12 protein-coding genes and 1 tRNA gene are annotated in these 16,218 nt (G+C 74.2%); 8 read left to right on the top strand and 5 right to left on the bottom strand.

All coding sequences use genetic code 11. The annotated features are described in order from the left end of the window. Positions 1 to 203 precede the first annotated feature (203 nt). Positions 204 to 287 (bottom strand) — tRNA-Leu (locus O7624_RS26215). A gap of 214 nt (positions 288 to 501) precedes the next feature. On the opposite strand from O7624_RS26215, the gene O7624_RS30700 reads away from it, so the two are divergent. The 6 genes from O7624_RS30700 to O7624_RS26180 all read left to right on the top strand — a co-directional run bounded on the left by O7624_RS30700 (position 502) and on the right by O7624_RS26180 (position 10,843). Then, positions 502 to 3,120 (top strand): tetratricopeptide repeat protein, encoded by a 2,619-nt coding sequence (locus O7624_RS30700; protein ID WP_348774965.1) that lies wholly within the window; start codon positions 502 to 504, stop codon positions 3,118 to 3,120. A gap of 206 nt (positions 3,121 to 3,326) precedes the next feature. Next, positions 3,327 to 5,948 carry a fibronectin type III domain-containing protein gene (locus O7624_RS26200; RefSeq protein ID WP_282237638.1) on the top strand — a complete coding sequence of 874 codons (2,622 nt, stop codon included), beginning with the start codon at positions 3,327 to 3,329 and terminating at the stop codon, positions 5,946 to 5,948. Between the two features lie 25 nt (positions 5,949 to 5,973). After that, positions 5,974 to 6,969, top strand: coding sequence for a MoxR family ATPase (locus O7624_RS26195; RefSeq protein WP_204002867.1), 996 nt, complete (start codon positions 5,974 to 5,976; stop codon positions 6,967 to 6,969). Between the two features lie 15 nt (positions 6,970 to 6,984). Further along, positions 6,985 to 8,277 carry a DUF58 domain-containing protein gene (locus tag O7624_RS26190; protein ID WP_282237637.1) on the top strand — a complete coding sequence of 431 codons (1,293 nt, stop codon included), beginning with the start codon at positions 6,985 to 6,987 and terminating at the stop codon, positions 8,275 to 8,277. Beyond that, the gene (locus O7624_RS26185; RefSeq protein ID WP_282237636.1) at positions 8,271 to 10,526 is read left to right on the top strand and encodes a transglutaminase domain-containing protein; all 2,256 of its coding nucleotides are present in this window, start codon (positions 8,271 to 8,273) and stop codon (positions 10,524 to 10,526) included. The genes O7624_RS26190 and O7624_RS26185 overlap by 7 nt, the downstream gene beginning before the upstream one ends. 29 nt (positions 10,527 to 10,555) lie before the next feature. Then, positions 10,556 to 10,843 (top strand): hypothetical protein, encoded by a 288-nt coding sequence (locus O7624_RS26180; RefSeq protein WP_282237635.1) that lies wholly within the window; start codon positions 10,556 to 10,558, stop codon positions 10,841 to 10,843. Here O7624_RS26180 and O7624_RS26175 read toward each other — a convergent pair. Beyond that, positions 10,798 to 11,637 carry an SDR family oxidoreductase gene (locus O7624_RS26175; RefSeq protein WP_282237634.1) on the bottom strand — a complete coding sequence of 280 codons (840 nt, stop codon included), beginning with the start codon at positions 11,635 to 11,637 and terminating at the stop codon, positions 10,798 to 10,800. The two genes, O7624_RS26180 and O7624_RS26175, sit on opposite strands and share 46 nt — an antisense overlap. Further along, positions 11,634 to 12,614: an LLM class F420-dependent oxidoreductase gene (locus O7624_RS26170; RefSeq protein WP_282240771.1), complete on the bottom strand. Its 981-nt coding sequence runs from the start codon at positions 12,612 to 12,614 to the stop codon at positions 11,634 to 11,636. Before O7624_RS26170 ends, O7624_RS26175 begins: the two co-directional genes overlap by 4 nt. A 101-nt stretch (positions 12,615 to 12,715) precedes the next feature. On the opposite strand from O7624_RS26170, the gene O7624_RS26165 reads away from it, so the two are divergent. Next, positions 12,716 to 13,579: a DUF1028 domain-containing protein gene (locus O7624_RS26165; protein ID WP_093408048.1), complete on the top strand. Its 864-nt coding sequence runs from the start codon at positions 12,716 to 12,718 to the stop codon at positions 13,577 to 13,579. A 95-nt stretch (positions 13,580 to 13,674) separates the two neighbouring features. On the opposite strand, the gene O7624_RS26160 is transcribed toward O7624_RS26165, so the two are convergent. Both O7624_RS26160 and O7624_RS26155 read right to left on the bottom strand, forming a co-directional pair. Continuing rightward, positions 13,675 to 14,427, bottom strand: a complete 753-nt coding sequence (locus O7624_RS26160) for a maleylpyruvate isomerase N-terminal domain-containing protein (protein WP_282237633.1) — start codon at positions 14,425 to 14,427, stop codon at positions 13,675 to 13,677. 4 nt (positions 14,428 to 14,431) lie between these two features. After that, the gene (locus O7624_RS26155) at positions 14,432 to 15,319 is read right to left on the bottom strand and encodes a phosphatase PAP2 family protein (RefSeq protein WP_282237632.1); all 888 of its coding nucleotides are present in this window, start codon (positions 15,317 to 15,319) and stop codon (positions 14,432 to 14,434) included. 82 nt (positions 15,320 to 15,401) lie between these two features. Here O7624_RS26155 and O7624_RS26150 point away from each other — a divergent pair, with 82 nt between their 5' ends. Further along, complete coding sequence (locus tag O7624_RS26150) at positions 15,402 to 16,127, top strand: DUF3159 domain-containing protein (RefSeq protein WP_282237631.1); 726 nt, start codon at positions 15,402 to 15,404, stop codon at positions 16,125 to 16,127. Positions 16,128 to 16,218 lie beyond the last annotated feature (91 nt).

Raw genomic sequence — 16,218 nt, 5'->3', positions numbered from 1 at the left:
GACCGCGCCTATATGCGCAGCAGTGGGACCGTAACCGTCGCGGCGGGCGGAGACAAGATCGCGCCGCCCGCTGGTGCGGACGGCGCGACTCGCAGCCGGTGATCCCACGGTGATCCCACAGCGGCAACAGCCCGAGAAACGATCAAGGCCGCTGACCTGAGTTCAGCCAGGTCAACGGCCTTCGTTCGTGGGTTCAAAGATCGTGTCCGAGGGGGGACTTGAACCCCCACGCCCTATACGGGCACTAGCACCTCAAGCTAGCGCGTCTGCCATTCCGCCACCCGGACCTACTCGCCCAGCCTACCGCGTCAGCCTCGGTGATCTCATCACCCGCAGGCCGCCTGGTGGGCTGCACGGGGAGTTACTGTACACGCCACAGGTGGATCATGCACATCGGCATCGGCCCCCGTCCAGCACTGGTCGCGAGGTCCGGTAGCGCCCCCTCGGCAGGTGTGTGCGCCGGGTAGCGTCGAGGTGCCCGTACCCGGCAGCATGGGCCTCGTGCCCCATGCCTCTCCCCTGGCCGTCGCTCAGCAACGGGCCCTCGCGCTGCGTGGTGCGGGTAACCTCGCCGCCGCCCGTGACCTGCTGGCCGATGCGGTCGAGTCCACTCGGCCGCCGTTCAGCAAAGATCATCCGGACGTGCTCAGCACCGCTCATCTGCTGGCCAGGCTGCATCGGGAGGCGGACGATCCGAGCGCGGCCCGGCGGGTGCTGGAGGAGGCGTTCGCCGCCGGGGAGCGCCGTTGGCCGCATGCCGATCCGCTGATGCTGGCGTTGGCCTTCGAGCTGGCGTCCGTCGCGGACGAGCTGGGCAATCGCCACGAGGCGCGCCGCAATTACACCCGCGTGGCCGCTGCCGGCCCCGCCGTGCTCGGTGCCGACCATCCGGCGGTACGCATGGCACGCGAGTATCTCGGCGACGCCGCTCCCGCCCCTCAGCCCGCTGTCCCGACCGCCCCTCAGCCTGGTCCGGCCAGTCCGCCGGGCCGGGGAGCGTTGGACGAACCGACGGTTTCCCTGGCCGTGCTCTCCACGCTGTGGAAGCCGCACGAGGCGTCGACGGCAGCACCGGCGCGTCCCGTCGCCCCCTCGGCGTCACCGCCTGCCGGCGACCAGCCCACTTCCGGCGTCCCTGGAGCGGCGACCGTCCCTCCCGTGCCTGTTTCCCCCCTGGGGGCCGCCGTACCGGCGCCACCGGTCATTCCCGCCGCACCGCAGACCTCGGCCGAGCCGGGGCGGCCCGCCCCGCCACAGATCCCGCCGTTGTCCACCGTGCCTCCCACAGCAGCGCCGCAGGTCACACCAACCCCTCCCACAGCAGCGCCGCAGATACCGCCACCCCCCACCGCGGCGCCGCAGATCCCGCCACCCCCCGCCGTGCCACCAACCGTGGTGCCACAGGTGCCGCGGCCCACCTCGCCAACATCCGCTGCGCCGCCTGGCCCACCGCGCGTACCGCCGTCGGTGGTGCCACCGTCAGCCACGGCACCATCTGCCCCGCCGCAGGTTTCAACGCCGCCCGGCGTTCCTGCGCCGCCGGTGGTACCGCAGGCCCGGACCGCTTTTCATGATCAGTCAGTACGTCCGGTCGCGACTCCGGTCGACCGGGCCCGATCGGCAGGGGCGCCACCCGCCCCGGTGGTTGCGGCTACCGCCGCGACCAGGCCGACAAGCGGGGTGCCGGCCCCGTCGTCGCCGGCTCCGTCACACACCGCACCGTCGGTCACGCCGTCCAGCCAGTCTCCGACCGGACCGGCTCCGCGCCAGCCGATCGAGGACGAGGAAGAGACCGGCGTACTGCGGCACGCCCCGGCGGTCGACGACGCGACATCGGCGGGCGTCGAGTCTGCCTCCACCGGGCATCCCGAGTGGGCCCGGCCCACCATCCGGGTGCAGCAGATCGGTCCCCTGTTGGAGGAGGAAGCGGCTCGGGCCGGCCGTACGCCTGAGTCTCCGGCACCGGCGGAGACTGTGCCCTCACCGGTGAGCGCGTCCCCGGCCTGGTCGTCGGCGGTGACCGAGCCGCCGGCCGAGGGGCAGCCGGTCAGCGCGCCACCAGCGCCGGGACAGCTCGCCGAGGCGGCCTGGAGCCAGGCCCAACCGATCAGCGCGCCACCCGTCAGTGCGCCACCGGTCAGCGCGCCACCCGTGAGCGCGCCACCGGTCAGCGCACCACCGGGCACTCCCCCGGTGCCTCCGCAGGGCACCCCACTGGTCAGCCCGACGGCCGGCCCCCACGACCTGACCGCGCCATTACCGCAACCCGGCCCGAACAGCGCACCACCCGGCTGGGCACCGCCGACCAGCGGACCACCCGGCTACCCACCAACGACCGGTGGACCGTCTGGGTATGCACCGCCGACCAGCGGAGCGCCCACCGGCGGGCCGGGCGGCTACCCGGCGACAGGCGGAGCCGCCCACCCCGTACCCCCGCCGTACGGGCCGGTGAGCGGTGGCGGCTCGGCCGAGGGCCCGGGTGGCGGAGCCAACCCGTACGGACCCGGGGTCGGTGTCCCGCAGCATGACCCCCGGCTGGCGGGCCCGGGTCTCGGAGCCCAGCCGCACGGTTCACCGGGTGCGCCGCCGCCCTATCCGGGGCCCGCCGCGCCGCCGGCCTGGGGTTCGTCCGGTGCTCAGGTTCCGGGGATCGCCGCGCCGTACCAGGGGCCGTTGGCGATGCCGACGGCGGAGCCGGCGCCGGGTCGTAACCGGGTGGCGATCGGCGTGGCGGTGGTGGCGGTCCTGGTGGCCCTGGCCGCAGTGGTCGGGGTGGGTCTGCTGGTCCTGGACCGATTGGCCGCGCCTTCGTCGGGGCCTGCGTCGGCGCCGACATCGCCACCCGGTTCGGTTGGCCCGCCTCCGGGGGACCTGACGATGCGCGACGACACCACGACGATCACGTTGACCTGGACGGATCCGTCGGACGGGTTGGTGCCGTTCATGGTGGCCGGTGGGCGGACCGGGCAGTCGCTGGGCATGATGGCCACGGTGGACCCGGGTCGGACGAGCTACACGGTCAACGGGTTGAGCACCCGGGTGAACTACTGCTTCGCGGTGCTCGCCGTCTACGACACCGACCAGTTCGCCACTTCCGACCAGGTGTGCACGTCACGGTAGGCCGACCCGTCGGGTTGAGGGGGCCGATCGGTCCCGGACGGACAGTCGTGGCGGGACACGCCGACGACACGCCACGCTGGGTGTCCACAGCCGGACGGTGCGGGTTCCCGGGGTCGGTGGGGTGACCATATGATGGCTCCCGGCTCAGGGGAGGGGTCGCCGTACGGGGGCGCCACCTGCCGAGACGACACGGGAGGCTGCCGGCTGTGGCGAGCATCGACGAGGCCGTTCCGGCCCGCACCCCACGATCCCGGTCCCGGGTACGCGGTGGTCTCGTCACCGTGGGTACGGTGGTGGCGCTGTTGGCGGCGATGGGGCTGACCGTGCTCGGTCTGGGTTCGGCGGACAACGCGGTGGCCAACTACGACGCGAGTTCATGGTTGTGGAGCGCGGCGCGCAGCGAGTTGGCGCGGGTCAACGGGGTCACCGCCCGGGTGGACACCCGGATGGAGGTGCCGGCGGCGCGGCGGCATCCGATGCAGGTGACACAGACGGACCGGCTGCTGGTGCTGCGGGATCTGAACACGGGTCAGATCAGCGCGCTGGACCTGGCGACGTTGCAGATCACGGCGACCACGCCGACCACCCCCGGGCTCGGAGTGAGTGTGGCGTTGCACGAGGACGCCGCGTTCGTGGTGGACGCGGTCCAGGGTGTGGTGCGGCAGTTGGATCCGCGGTCGCTGGCCCCGGTTGGCGAGCCGGTCCGCTATCCGCCGGGGATCACCGGCGGCGCGTTCGACGGCGAGGGCCGTCTGTGGGTCGCGGTGCCGGCGGAGGGCACGGTCTCGGCGATCACCCCGGCGGTGCTGCCGTCGGAGGCGGCGGACTCACCGGTGGGTTCGCCGCAGGTGGAGACGTACGACGTGGCGGAGGCCAGCCACGAGTTGGTGGTCTCCACGTTGGATGACGGCGTGGCGGTGTTGGACCGCACGGCCGGAGCGTTGGTGACCGTCGTGGACGGTACGACCCGCCGCACGGCGTTGGCGTCGACGCTGACCGGGCCCGGCATCCTGCCGGTGCGTACCAGCGGGCCGGTGGTGCCGGTGACGGTGCCCGCGCAGCGGCAGGTGCACGCGATCGGCGACGGTGGCGAGGTGCGGTCGTTCACGGTGCCGGGCGACGGTGACCGGCTCGGCCCGGCGGTGGCCTGGGCCGGGCGGTTCTACTGCGCGGACGAGGCGGCGGGCACGGTGTACGCGTTCGACGCGACTGGCCAGCTGACCGACACGATCCGGGGCAGGTGGGGTGGCCCGCTGGAGTTGGAGGTGCGGGAGAACTACCTGTTCATCAACGCGCCGGACGCGGCGACCGCGCGGGTGGTCAACGACTCGCACCAGGTGCGGGAGGTCGACAAGTACGCCAACGACGTGCTCGGTGGTGATCCGCCGCCGCCACCTCCGCCGCCACCTCCGCCGCCGCCGAAGAAGCCTCAGGTGAGCAAGCCGGGCGCGCCGCGTAACGTCACGGCGGCGGCCGGCGACGCGCAGGCCAGGGTGAGTTGGCGACCGGCGGCGGCCAACGGCGCCGAGATCATCCGGTACGTGGTGGAGGGTGCCGGGCAGCGGTTGGAGGTCGGCGCGAACCAGCGGTCGGTGGAGGTCACGGAGCTGACCAACGGTGAGACGTACCGCTTCTCGGTGCACGCGGTGAACGCGAAAGGCGCGGGTCCAGCTCGGAACAGCAACCCGGTGACGCCGACCGCGGACGTGCCGGACGCGCCGACCGAGGTGACCGCCGAGGCACGGGCGGACGGCACGGTGGTGGTGAGCTGGCCGGAGGCGAACGGTCAGGGCAACACGATCGCCCGGTACGCGGTGTCGGCGACCTCTGCGGGCACGAACGCCCCGGTCGGTGAGGCGACCGGTACGGAGTTGGTGGTGAAGGCCGGCGAGCTGGAGTACGGCACGCAGTACGCGTTCACGGTGGTCTCGGTGAACGACAAGGGCGCGGCGTCGGAGGCGTCGCCGGTGAGCAACACGGTGGTGCCGTTCACGGTTCCCGGTGAGCCGTTGAAGTTGCGGGCGAGCACGGTGGCCGACCAGCCGGGGACGGTGGCGGTGCAGTGGACGCCGGCGGTGGCCAACGGCCGGCCGGTGACCGGTTACGTGGTCGAGGTGGGTGACAAGCGCAGCGAGGTGACCGACACCCGGGCGACCGTGGGTGGCCTGGGTGACGGGCAGAACGTGACGGTGCGGGTCCGGGCGGTGAACGAGGCTGGCGAGGGCGCGCAGGCGACGACGACGGCGCGTACGGTGGCGGTGCCCCGGGTGACGGTGACCGGTTCGTCGGCGACCGCGACGGCGGCGACTGTGACGTTCACCGTGGACGCCGGTGGCGGCCAGGCCAGTTGTACGCTGTCCCGGTCGGGTCAGCCGGCGAAGAGTGGCCCGTGTTCGAGCATCACGATGAGCGGGTTGACTCCCGGCACCAGCTACACGTTCACGGTGACGGCGACCAATGCCGCCGGCAGCGGCACCGCCACCAGGGCTCAGCGGACCGACGCCCTGTACGGCATAGCCACCTGTGAGAACGGCCCCGACGGTGACCAGCGCACCTACTGCGACCGGGACCGCGACGGCCGCAACGGCAACGAGATCTTCTCGGTGCCCCGGCAGGACAACGACCGCCAGGTCGGCTGGGCGGAGCCGGGCACCCGGTTGAAGGCGTACTGCAAGGTGCGGGGCACGGACATCGACTCCTGGATCTACAACGACAACAAGCAGAGCACCTGGTGGGTGCAGGTCGAGTACAGCGGACGGAACTACATCCCCTGGGCCTGGCTCAACCTGGAGGGCGGGGACGACATAAGCGTCCTGCCCACCTGCTGATCCACTCCAGGCGAGGAGCACCACGGTGAACAGCCAGGAACCGCTCACCCAGCAGGAGGTGCAGGGCTTCGCCGCCCTGGCCGCCCGGCTGGCCGAGAACGTCAACACGGTGGTGCTCGGCAAACCGCAGGTGGTGCGGCTGGCGTTGACCGCGTTGTTCGCGCAGGGGCACGTGTTGCTGGAGGACGTGCCCGGGGTGGGCAAGACGACCCTGGCGCGGGCGATCGCGGCGACGGTGAAGGGGCAGTGGCGGCGGATCCAGTTCACCCCGGACCTGCTGCCCTCCGACGTGTCCGGGGTGACCATCTTCAACCAGGCCACCCGGGGCTTCGAGTTCCACCCCGGCCCGGTGTTCGCCAACATCGTCATCGCCGACGAGATCAACCGGGCGTCGCCGAAGACGCAGTCGGCGCTGCTGGAGGTGATGGAGGAGCGGACGGTCACCGTGGACGGGGTGCGGCATCCGGTGCCGCAGCCGTTCCTGGTGGTGGCCACCCAGAACCCGGTGGAGATGGACGGTACGTACCGGTTGCCCGAGGCGCAACTGGACCGGTTCCTGGTGAAGTTGTCGGTGGGATATCCGGACGAGTCGGTGGAGGTGGAGGTGCTGCGCGGGGCGACGGTCCGCTCTCCCGAGGCGCTCGCGGCGGTGACCGACACCGCCACCGTCGGCGAGATGGTCCGGATGGCCCGGCGGGTGCACATCGCCGAGCCGTTGTACGCGTACGCGGTGCGGCTGGCGGCGGCCACGCGTACCCATCCGCAGGTCCGGGTCGGGGTCAGTCCACGTGGGGTGATCGCGTTGACCCGGGCGGCGTGCGCGTACGCGTTGATCGACGGCCGGGGCTGGATCATGCCGGAGGATCTGAAGACGCTCACCGAACCGGTCTTCGCGCACCGGCTGCTGCTCACTCCCGACGCTCAGGTGCGGGGGGTGACCGCTGCGGACGTGCTGCGGCAGGCGGTCGCCTCGGTGCCGGTGCCACTGCCGTCGGGCCAGCCGGCCCCGGCGCACCACTGACCGGCGAGGTCTGGCGTGGGGATCACCGCCCGGGGCATCGGTCTGCTCGTCGCGGCCGTGCTGCTGCTGGGGGCGGGTTTCCGGTTCGGGTACCCGGAGTTGACGTTGCTCGGCGCGGCGGCCGGCACCGCGCTGGCGGTCGCTCTGGTCGCCGCGGCCCGGCGGCCCCGGCTGCGGGTGGCCCGGCGGGCCGACCCGGATCGGGTGGCCCGGGGCGAGCCGGCCACGATGACGTTGACCGTACGCAATGCGGGACGGGTGGGGGCGGCGAGCATGTTGGCCACCGACCGCTGCGGTGGCCGGATGGTGCCGGTGCCGGTGCTGCGGCTGCGACCCGGCGCGGACACCACTGTCAGTTACCCGGTGCCGACGAGCCGGCGTGGGGTGGTGCCGGTGGGGCCGTTGCGGGTGACCCGCCGCGACCCGCTCGGCCTGGTGGTGCTGGCCCGTTCCTACGGCGATGTGGTGCCGGTGTGGGTGCATCCGCGGATCCATCCGCTGCGGGCGGTGCCCACCGGCGCGGGACGCAGTCTCGACGGGCGGGTCGACGCGGTCCCGCACGGTTCGATCACCTTCGACTCGTTGCGGGAGTACGTCGTCGGCGACGAGCTTCGTCGCGTCCACTGGCGCACCAGCGCCCGGGTGGGTGAGCTGATGGTGCGGGAGAACGTGGACACCAGCCTGCCCCGGATCGTGGTGCTGCTCGACAACCGGTCCACCGCGCATCCGGACCGGGTCGACGGGGTGGCGGAGTCGTTCGAGTCGGCCTGTGAGGCGGCGGCGTCGGTGGTCACCGCGGCGGTCCGCGAGGACCTGCCGGTGGTACTGCTGTTCGTCGGCGCCGATGACACCTCCGCCGGATCGGGCGGCACCGGTCCGGGCCGGACGGCGACGGGCGGTGGTGGGGCGGACGGCACCGGGCGGGACGGCGCGGCCCCGGGTGACGGAGACGGTTGGGGCGGTAGCGCGGCGGGTGGCGCTGTCGGCGGCGACGGGTCGGGTACCGGTCCGAGTGGACCGTTGGATCGACTGGCGGCGGTGACGCTCACCGGGAAGGGCACGCTGGAGGCTGCGGCGGCACGGCTGCGCCGCGACCGGCTCGGCGACACGCTTGTCGTCCTCACCGGACCGGGAGCGACCGAGGATCTGGGGCACGTCGGGGCACTGCGCGGCGCGTACCCGTCGGTGGTGGTCGGGATCTTCGGGGCGGCGGAGCCGACGCCGCCGGGCGCGGCCGGCCTGGTCGTCGTCGACGCGGCCGACGGGGCGGGCTTCGCCGCCGAGTGGGACGGGGTGCGCCGGTGGTGAGGCTGCTGCGGGCGGTGGCGGTGCCGGCGACGCTTGTCGTGCTGGTCACGCTGGCCGGGGTGGTGCTCGGCCGGGTGTACGCGGGGTCGCTGCTGACGATGCTGGTGGCTGGCGCGGCGGTCGGGTCGGTGCTGGTCAGCGTGGTGACCCGGCGGCTGCCGTCCTGGCTGGTGGCGCCGGTGTCGGTGCTGGCCATGCTCGGGTGGACGGCGGTCTGCCTGCGGGTGGCGGCCGCTGACGCGCAGGTGCCGGGCGGGTTCGTCGAGGTGGCCGGCGACGCCGCCCGCAACGCCATTCCCCGGCTGCTGACCGCGATGATCCCGGTGGAGGCGACGCCGGACACGATCCTGCTGCCGGTGGTGGCCGCCTGGCTGGCTGGGCTGGCCGGGGCGGAGGTGGCGCTACGGGCCGGGCGGGTGCTGCTGGGCTACCTGCCGCCGGTGCTGCTGCACGTCGGTGCGGTGTACGTGGTCGGACCGAACGCGGAGCCGGCGATCGGCGCGACGGTGGCGTTTGTGGTGACGGCGGCGCTCGGGTTGGCGGTGTCGTCCCGACCCGCGGACGGTGACCCCGCCGACGGGCTCGCCCCGGCGGTCCGGTCGGGGGTGCGGGCCCGGCTGGCGGTGGCCTCGGCCGCCGGTACGACGGTGGTGGTGGCGCTGGCGGTGCTGCTCGGCCCGGCGGTGGCGGCCCTGGTGGACACCCGGCCGGTGGATCCTCGGCGTTATGTGCAGCCGCCGCAGGTGGAGACGCTTGACGAGAACCCGCTGATCCGGATCTCCGGTTGGGCGTTGAATCCGGAGCAGGAACTGTTCCAGGTGGCGACCGACTCCCCCGGCGACCCCGGCCTGACAGAACCGCCCGAGGGCGCGGCGACGGGCAGTGCCAGGGAGCGGATCCGGCTGGCCGTGCTCAGCGACTACGACGGGGTCACCTGGCGGGTGGGCGCGACCTACCGTAACGCCGGCCGGATCCTGCCCGCCGTCGAACCGGCGCCGTACGCCACCGTCGAAACCGTCCGCCAGGAGATCACCGTCGGTGACCTCAGTGGACGGCTGCTGCCCGCGGTACCCACCCCACGTGAGGTAAGCGGCGCCCGGGTCGCCTACGACCCGGGCACCGGCACGCTGATCCGTCCCGAGGGTCTCGCCCCCGGCCTGCGCTACACGGTGACGTCGGCCCGGGAGCGCCCCGACGCCAACCTGCTGGCCACCGCGAACACCCCGGCCGGGGACGCGGTGGCCCGGGTGCTGCACGTGCCCGACGGGGCACCGGAGCAGCTGCGGCGGCTGGCCACCCAACTGGCCGAGGAGAACGGCGCGCCGTACGCGCGGGCGGCGGCGATCGAGCAGTGGCTGGCCGAGCACTACCGGCTGGTCGCCGACGCGCCTAGTGGCCACGCCTACCCGAACTTGGCGTTCTTCCTGTTCGGGCCGCGCAATGGCGGTGGACAGCGCGGCACGTCCGAACAGTTCGCGGCGTCGTTCGCGGTGCTGGGCCGGCTCGCCGGGCTACCGACCCGGGTGGTGGTCGGGTTCGCCGCTCCCGGGTCGGGTCCGGTGCGGGCCGCCGACGCGTACGCCTGGCCGGAGGTGCTCTTCGACGGCCTCGGCTGGGTGGCGTTCGATCCGCTGCCCCGACCGGACGAGGAGCCCCGACCGGTGGAGGAGGACTTCCGCCCCCAGCCGGAGGATCCGCCCCCGTCGGAGCAGCCGGAGCCCACCCTGGAGCCGACCGCCTCGCCACCGGCGCAGGCCGCTCCCGCCGGCCCCACGGACAGCGGGGGCGTACCGACGCCGGTGCTTGTCGGCGGCACCGGCGGCGGTCTGCTGCTCGTCGTCGTGGCGCTGCTGGCCACCCTCGCCGGTCTGCGCCGGGCACAGACCCGGGCCCGACTGCACCGGGGCGACCCCGGCCACCGCATCGCCGGCGCCTGGCGGGAGCTGACCGACACGCTGCGGTTGGCCGGCCGGCCGGTCGCCGCCGACCTGTCCGCCACCGAGGTCGCCGCGCGGGCCCGGCAGGCCCTGACCGACGTCCGGCCACCGGCCGCGGCGTACGGGGCCGTCGATGAGCTGGCCCGGCTGGTCAACCAGGTCAGCTTCGCTCCCGGCACGGCCGACGAGGTGCAGGCCGGTGCCGCCGCCGCGGCGGCCACCGCCTACACGGCGGCGGTGCGAGCGGCTCGTCCCCGCTGGCGGCGGCTGCTCTGGTCGGTGCACCCCGGCCCGCTGCGCTGGCACCGCTGAAGCTTGCCCGGGGTGCCTACCGTCGAGCCGTGACCACCTGGCTAGCTCTGCTCACCGTGCTGGTCGCGGTGGTGTCCGTCACCGCCGCGACGCTCGTCGTCGCCCGTCGCCGACGGGTCCCCCGGCCGATGACCCGTCAGCAGCGACTGGCCGCTGCCGCGAAGGCCACCCGGGAACTGCGTCGCTCCGCACCCCGCCGACGCCGTGGTTCCGGCGTCGGGGCGACCGGTGTGCCCGACCGCCACTCCGCCGCCATCGCCGAGAACGCCACCTACGGTGATGCTGCCGGCTTCGGCGGCAGCGGCGGCGCGTCCTGATCGGCGGCACGCAACCGGCGGACGAGTTTGCGGAGGCCGGACTGCCAGCCGTCGGGGTCCTCGGCGCGGCGGCGAGCATATTCGGCCACCTCCGGGTGCGGCAGGATCAGGAATCGTTCCTCCGCCATGCCCGCCACCGCCGCCGCAGCCACCTCGTCCGGGCTGAGCACCGCGCCGGAGGCCGCGATCACCTGGGCACCGAGGTGCCCGGCGGCCAACCCGTCGGCCAGCATCGGCGTGTCGACCCCCTGCGGGCACAGCGCGCTGACCCGGATCCCCTGGTCCCGGTAGGTCACCGACAGCCACTCGGCGAACCCCACGGCGGCGTGCTTGGTGGTGGTGTACGCGGCGTCGCCGACGGCGGTCAGCACTCCCGCCGCCGAGCAGGTGTGCAGCAGGTAGCCGCTGCCCCGGGCGAGCATCGCCGGCAGCACCGCCCGGGCGGCGTAGACGTGGGCGAGCACGTTGACCCGCCAGGACCGTTCCCAGCCGGCGTCGTCGACCTCCACTCCCCCGCCGCTGCTCACTCCGGCGTTGGCGCAGAACACGTCGATCCGGCCGTAGCGGCGTTCGGTGTCGGCGACCAGGGCGCGTACCTGTTCCTCGTCGGTGACGTCGACGGCGACGCCCCGGGCCAGCGGGCCCACGGCGGCGGCGACCGCCTCGGTGGCGGCACCGTCCAGGTCGGCCAGGACCAGCGCGGCGGCTCCCTCGGCGGCGAACCGTCGGGCCAGCGCCGCACCGATTCCCCCGGCCCCGCCGGTGATCACCGCTACCCGGTCGGTGAGGTTCACGCCGACTCCTTCGCGTCGCGCCCGAGCCGGGCGACAAGGGTGGCCAGCGCCGCCGGGTCGGTGGCGGTGACCTCGGGGGTGGGCAGCAAGGCCAGCACCGGTACGTCCACCCCGGCGTCGACGTACCGACTCACCTGTGCCCGACACTGCTCGGGCGAGCCGTGCAGGATCAACGCGTCGACCACCTCGTCCGGGATCGCGGCCAGGGCACCGCGCCGGTCGCCGGCCGCCCACGCCGCCCACATGTCCGCCAGCGCCTCCTGCCGACCGAGCCAGCGGTGGAACTCCGCGTACGCGGGCACGGTCAGATAGCTGGTGATCATCCGCCGGCCGAGGGTGCGGGCGTACCCGGCGTCCTCGGTGGGACAGACGAAGATCCGGGCGACCACCTCGAACTGTGGACGCCGCTGCCCCAGCTCGGTCACCGCTCGGGGCACGTCGGTGGCGGCGAGCCAGTTGAGGATGACTCCGTCGGCCTCGGCGGCGGCCAGCCGCAGCATGCCCGGACGCAGCGCGGCCAGCAGCAGCGGCGGTGGGACCGCCGGTGGCCGTTCCAGGGCGAACCGGCGGACGGTGAAGGTGTCGAAGGCGCCGTCGACGGTCTCCCCGCGCAGCGCCGCCCGCAGGAAACGCAGCACGTCGCGGGTGCGCCGGAACGGTTCGGTGAACTCCACGGCGTTCCAGTCGGAGACCACCACCGGCGACGACGCGCCGATGCCGAGGGCGAACCGGCCGGGGGCGACGTCGGCCAGCGCGGCGGCGCTCATCGCCAGCAGGCCGGGTCCACGGGTGAACGCCGGTGTGATCGCGGTGCCGAGCCGCAGTCCGGGCTGCCAGGCGGCGGCCAGCGCCAGCGGGGTGAACGCATCGGCCCCGTTGACCTCGGAGGACCACACGTCGGTGTAGCCGGCGTCGGCGAGGGCCGCGTACACCGCGGCGTGGTCAGCGAGCGGGATCCCGCCCAGTGGCACCGTCATTGCCCATCGCGTCGTCATCGGTCGATGGTGCCCGCCCCTGCCTCGTCGGGCAAGGTCATGGCGGCGGTCGCAGGGCCGTCACCAGCGTTAACCTTCCCAGCGTGACCTTCTCGCTCGTGGCCCGCTCCGACGACGGCCGGCTGCACGGCATCGTCGTGGCGAGCCGTTTCCTGGCCGCCGGCGCGCTCGTGCCGGGTGCCGCAGCCGATGTGGGGGCGATCGCCACCCAGGCGCACGTGAACCTGGCCTACCGGCCGCAGGGGCTGGCGCTGCTGCGGACCGGTGTGTCCGCCGCCGGCGTGGTCGCCGGCCTGGTCGCCGCCGACCCGGAACGCGATCACCGCCAGCTCGGCGTGGTCGCCGCCACCGGGCCGGGTGCCACCTGGACCGGCGCCCATTGCCGGGGCTGGGCCGGTGGGCAGGCCGGCGACGGCTGGGCGGCGCAGGGGAACATCCTCACCGGCCCGCAGGTCGTCGACGCGCTCCGCGACGCCTGGCTGGCCGGTGTCGACCTGCCGTTCGCGCAGCGGCTGCTCACGGCGCTGCGGGCCGGTGAGGCCGCTGGCGGCGACCGGCGCGGCCGGCAGAGCGCGGGGCTGCTCGTGGTGCGCCGTGGTGGCGGGTACGGCGGCACCGGCGACGTCATGATCGACCTGCGGGTCGACGACCATCCAGACCCGGTCACGGAACTCGACCGGCTGCTCGCGGTGCACACCCTGCTGTTCAGCCGGCCCGATCCGGCCACCCTGCTGGACCTGACCGGCGCGCTGGCCGCCGAGGTCGCCGGTCTGCTGACCGGGCTCGGGTACCCGGCCGATCCGGCGGAGCCCGAGGACGCGTTGGTCGCCTGGGCCGGGCTGGAGAACCTGGAGGAGCGGTTGGCACCCGGTCGGATCGACCCGGTGGTCCTGGCCCACCTGCGGGCCGCCGTTCCGCACGTGCCGGCACCCCGCACCGCCGCCTGATCCGCCGGCTGCCGCGCGCAGCGGCGACGCGTGTCTGCTCCGGGCCCCCGGCGACGGCCCGGCGGGCGAATGCGGATACGCGGGCCGGTCGCCGGTCAGCCGCCGAAGGCGAGCAGTCGGATGCCGGCGGTGTCGAGGGCGTGTTGTTCGGCCGGACTGCGCGGGATGCGTCCGGTGGCCTTGCGGATCAGGGTCAGCCGGTCCCAGCCGAGGCCCACCGGCAGCGCCTGCCCGCCGGTGAGCAGTTCGGCGATCACCTGGGCGGCGGTCGGGGTGAGCCACGGTGGTCGGTTCAGCGCCTCGGCCAGGTCGAGGCCGTGCACACCGACCTCCACCACCCGGGTACGCAGGAACTCCGTCACCGTCATCGCGTCGCCGTGCCGGGTGCGTACCACCCGGTCGGCGGGGTGGGCGTCGACCGCGGTGAGGGTGGCCCGCCAGGTCCGGTCGAAGTCCGCGTCGAGCAGCGCGCCGGTCCGCTCCGCCAGCCGTTCGCCGCCGCCCGGGACAGCCTCGACCCGGGCGGCCTCGGTGCGGGCGGCCTCGACCCGGGCGGCGTCGATCCGGGCGGCGTCGATCCGGGCGGCGTCGATCCGGGCGGCGTCGACTTTCGGGACGAACTTCGCGGCGCCGAAGTATCCGGCGGCATCGACCTGGGCAGGACCGGGTGCCGTGGCGGCCAGCATGTCGGCCAGCCGGCCGGCCCCGGTGCGTACGTGGGCCAGCAGGTCGGCCACCGTCCACGGGACGCAGCGGGTCGGGCGGTCGAGGTCCGAGCGGTCGAGGGTACGCAGCACCGAGCCGAGCCGCTCGCACTCGTCGCGGAAGGCCGCCCGTACGACGCTCATCCGGTCAGCCCTTGTAGCGGGGCACGAGCCGGTGCACGGCGGTGAGCACCAGCGCCATCACCACCGCCATGGAGCCGGCGACGCCGGCGGCGCTGCCCGCGTAGCCGACGAACAGCGGACGGCGGGACAACTCCGCCGCCGGGGTGGACCGCAGTCCCACCAGCCACCACAGGGCCAGCGCGCAGCCGGCGATCGCGAGCAGCCCGCCCACGCCCAGCAGCAGGGCGGTGAGCCGGTGCGCGTCACCGGGCGCGACCTCCGCCCGTTCCCGCTGGGTGATCAGCAGCAGCAGGCCGGCCAGCGCCGCCCAGACGCCGACCACCAGGAACGCGGCGACCGCGTCGCTGGGCCGGTGCCAGCCCGCCGACAGGGTCGCCACCCCGGCGGTCGCGGCGTAGCCGGCGCCGATCACGGCGCCGACGGCCCGCACCTTGGGCGGGAGCACGAGCACCAGGGCCACCGCCACCGATCCGGCGACCGTGGTGTGCCCGCTGGGCAGGCTGTTGCCGACGTACGCCCGTTCCAGGTCGATGCCGTAGTCGGGGCGGCTCAGCCCGTACTTGAGCAGTTGGGTGGTGACGTTGGCGCCCGCGATCAGTAGGGTCGCCGCGACGGCCAGGGCGACCCGACCTCGGATCAGCGCGATGAACCCGATCATCACGGTGACTGCCAGCAGCGACACCACGGACATGGCGTTGAGGATCCGGTCGACCGGTTCCTCGATGTGGTCGCGGCCGATCCGGTTGCCGGTGAGGGCCACCGTGTCGATCCACTGGCCGATCTCCGTGTGCAGGGCGAATCGCCAGACGGCGATGAAGGCCGCCGTCTGAATGAGGGCCAGCACGACCAGCCAGACCGCAGTACCACCCCTGGGCGTCACGCGCACCCGCACAACTTAGCGGCACGCCACCGGCGTCCGGCCGGTGGCCCGTCCGTGGCGTGGAGATAGGTTGGCCGCAGGCGAAGGAGGGCGCGTGACCGGTACGTCGGAGCGGGACGTCGCCGTGGACGGGCGGCCCGAGTCGCTGGCCGATCTGCTCGGCGGGCGCCGCGGGGCCGTGGACGCCACCGTGCCGCCGGTCGCGTTCGCGGTGGGCTGGCTCGTGGCCGGACGGTCGGTCTGGGTCGGGGTGGTGGCGGCGCTGATCGCCGGCACGGTGGTGGCCGGCTGGCGGTTGCGCCGCGGTGACCGGCCCCGGTCGGTGCTGGTCGGGCTGCTCGCGGTCTGCGTGGCCGCGCTGGTGGCGGTGCGCACTGGGCGGGCGGAAGACTTCTTCCTCGTGCAGGTGCTGGCCAACGCCGCCAGCGCGCTGGCGTGGGCGGTGAGCATCATCGTGCGCTGGCCGCTGCTGGGGGTGGTCGTCGGCACCGCGTTGGGGCAGCGCGGGCGCTGGCGCCGTGACCCGGCGCTGCTGCGGGCGTACGGGCGGGCCAGTTGGGTGTGGACGGGGACCTACCTGCTACGGGTGGCGGTGTTCGTGCCGCTGTATCTCGGTGGTCACGTGCTCGCCCTGACCGCGGCCCGGGTGGGACTGACCTGGCCGCTGGTCGCGGCGGCGTTGGCGGCCAGTTGGGCGGTGCTGCGCCGGTCGTTGCCGGCCGGTCACCCCGGTCTGCGGCACCCGGTGACGCCGCGGACCGAGCCGGCCGCGAGGGCACCGGACGACGGCGAGTCGAACGCACCGGGGCAGGAACAATAAGGGAGAGGCCGCCACGGGGGGAGCGGCCTCTCCGGTGATGTACGTTACTCCGTCCCGGGCCGGGTTGTGATCCCGGGGCGGTCACTTTTTT

Source organism: Verrucosispora sp. WMMD1129, assembly GCF_029581255.1.
In the GTDB taxonomy this organism is placed as follows: Bacteria; Actinomycetota; Actinomycetes; order Mycobacteriales; family Micromonosporaceae; genus Micromonospora; species Micromonospora sediminimaris.
This window is presented reverse-complemented; position numbering and strand designations above follow the sequence as displayed.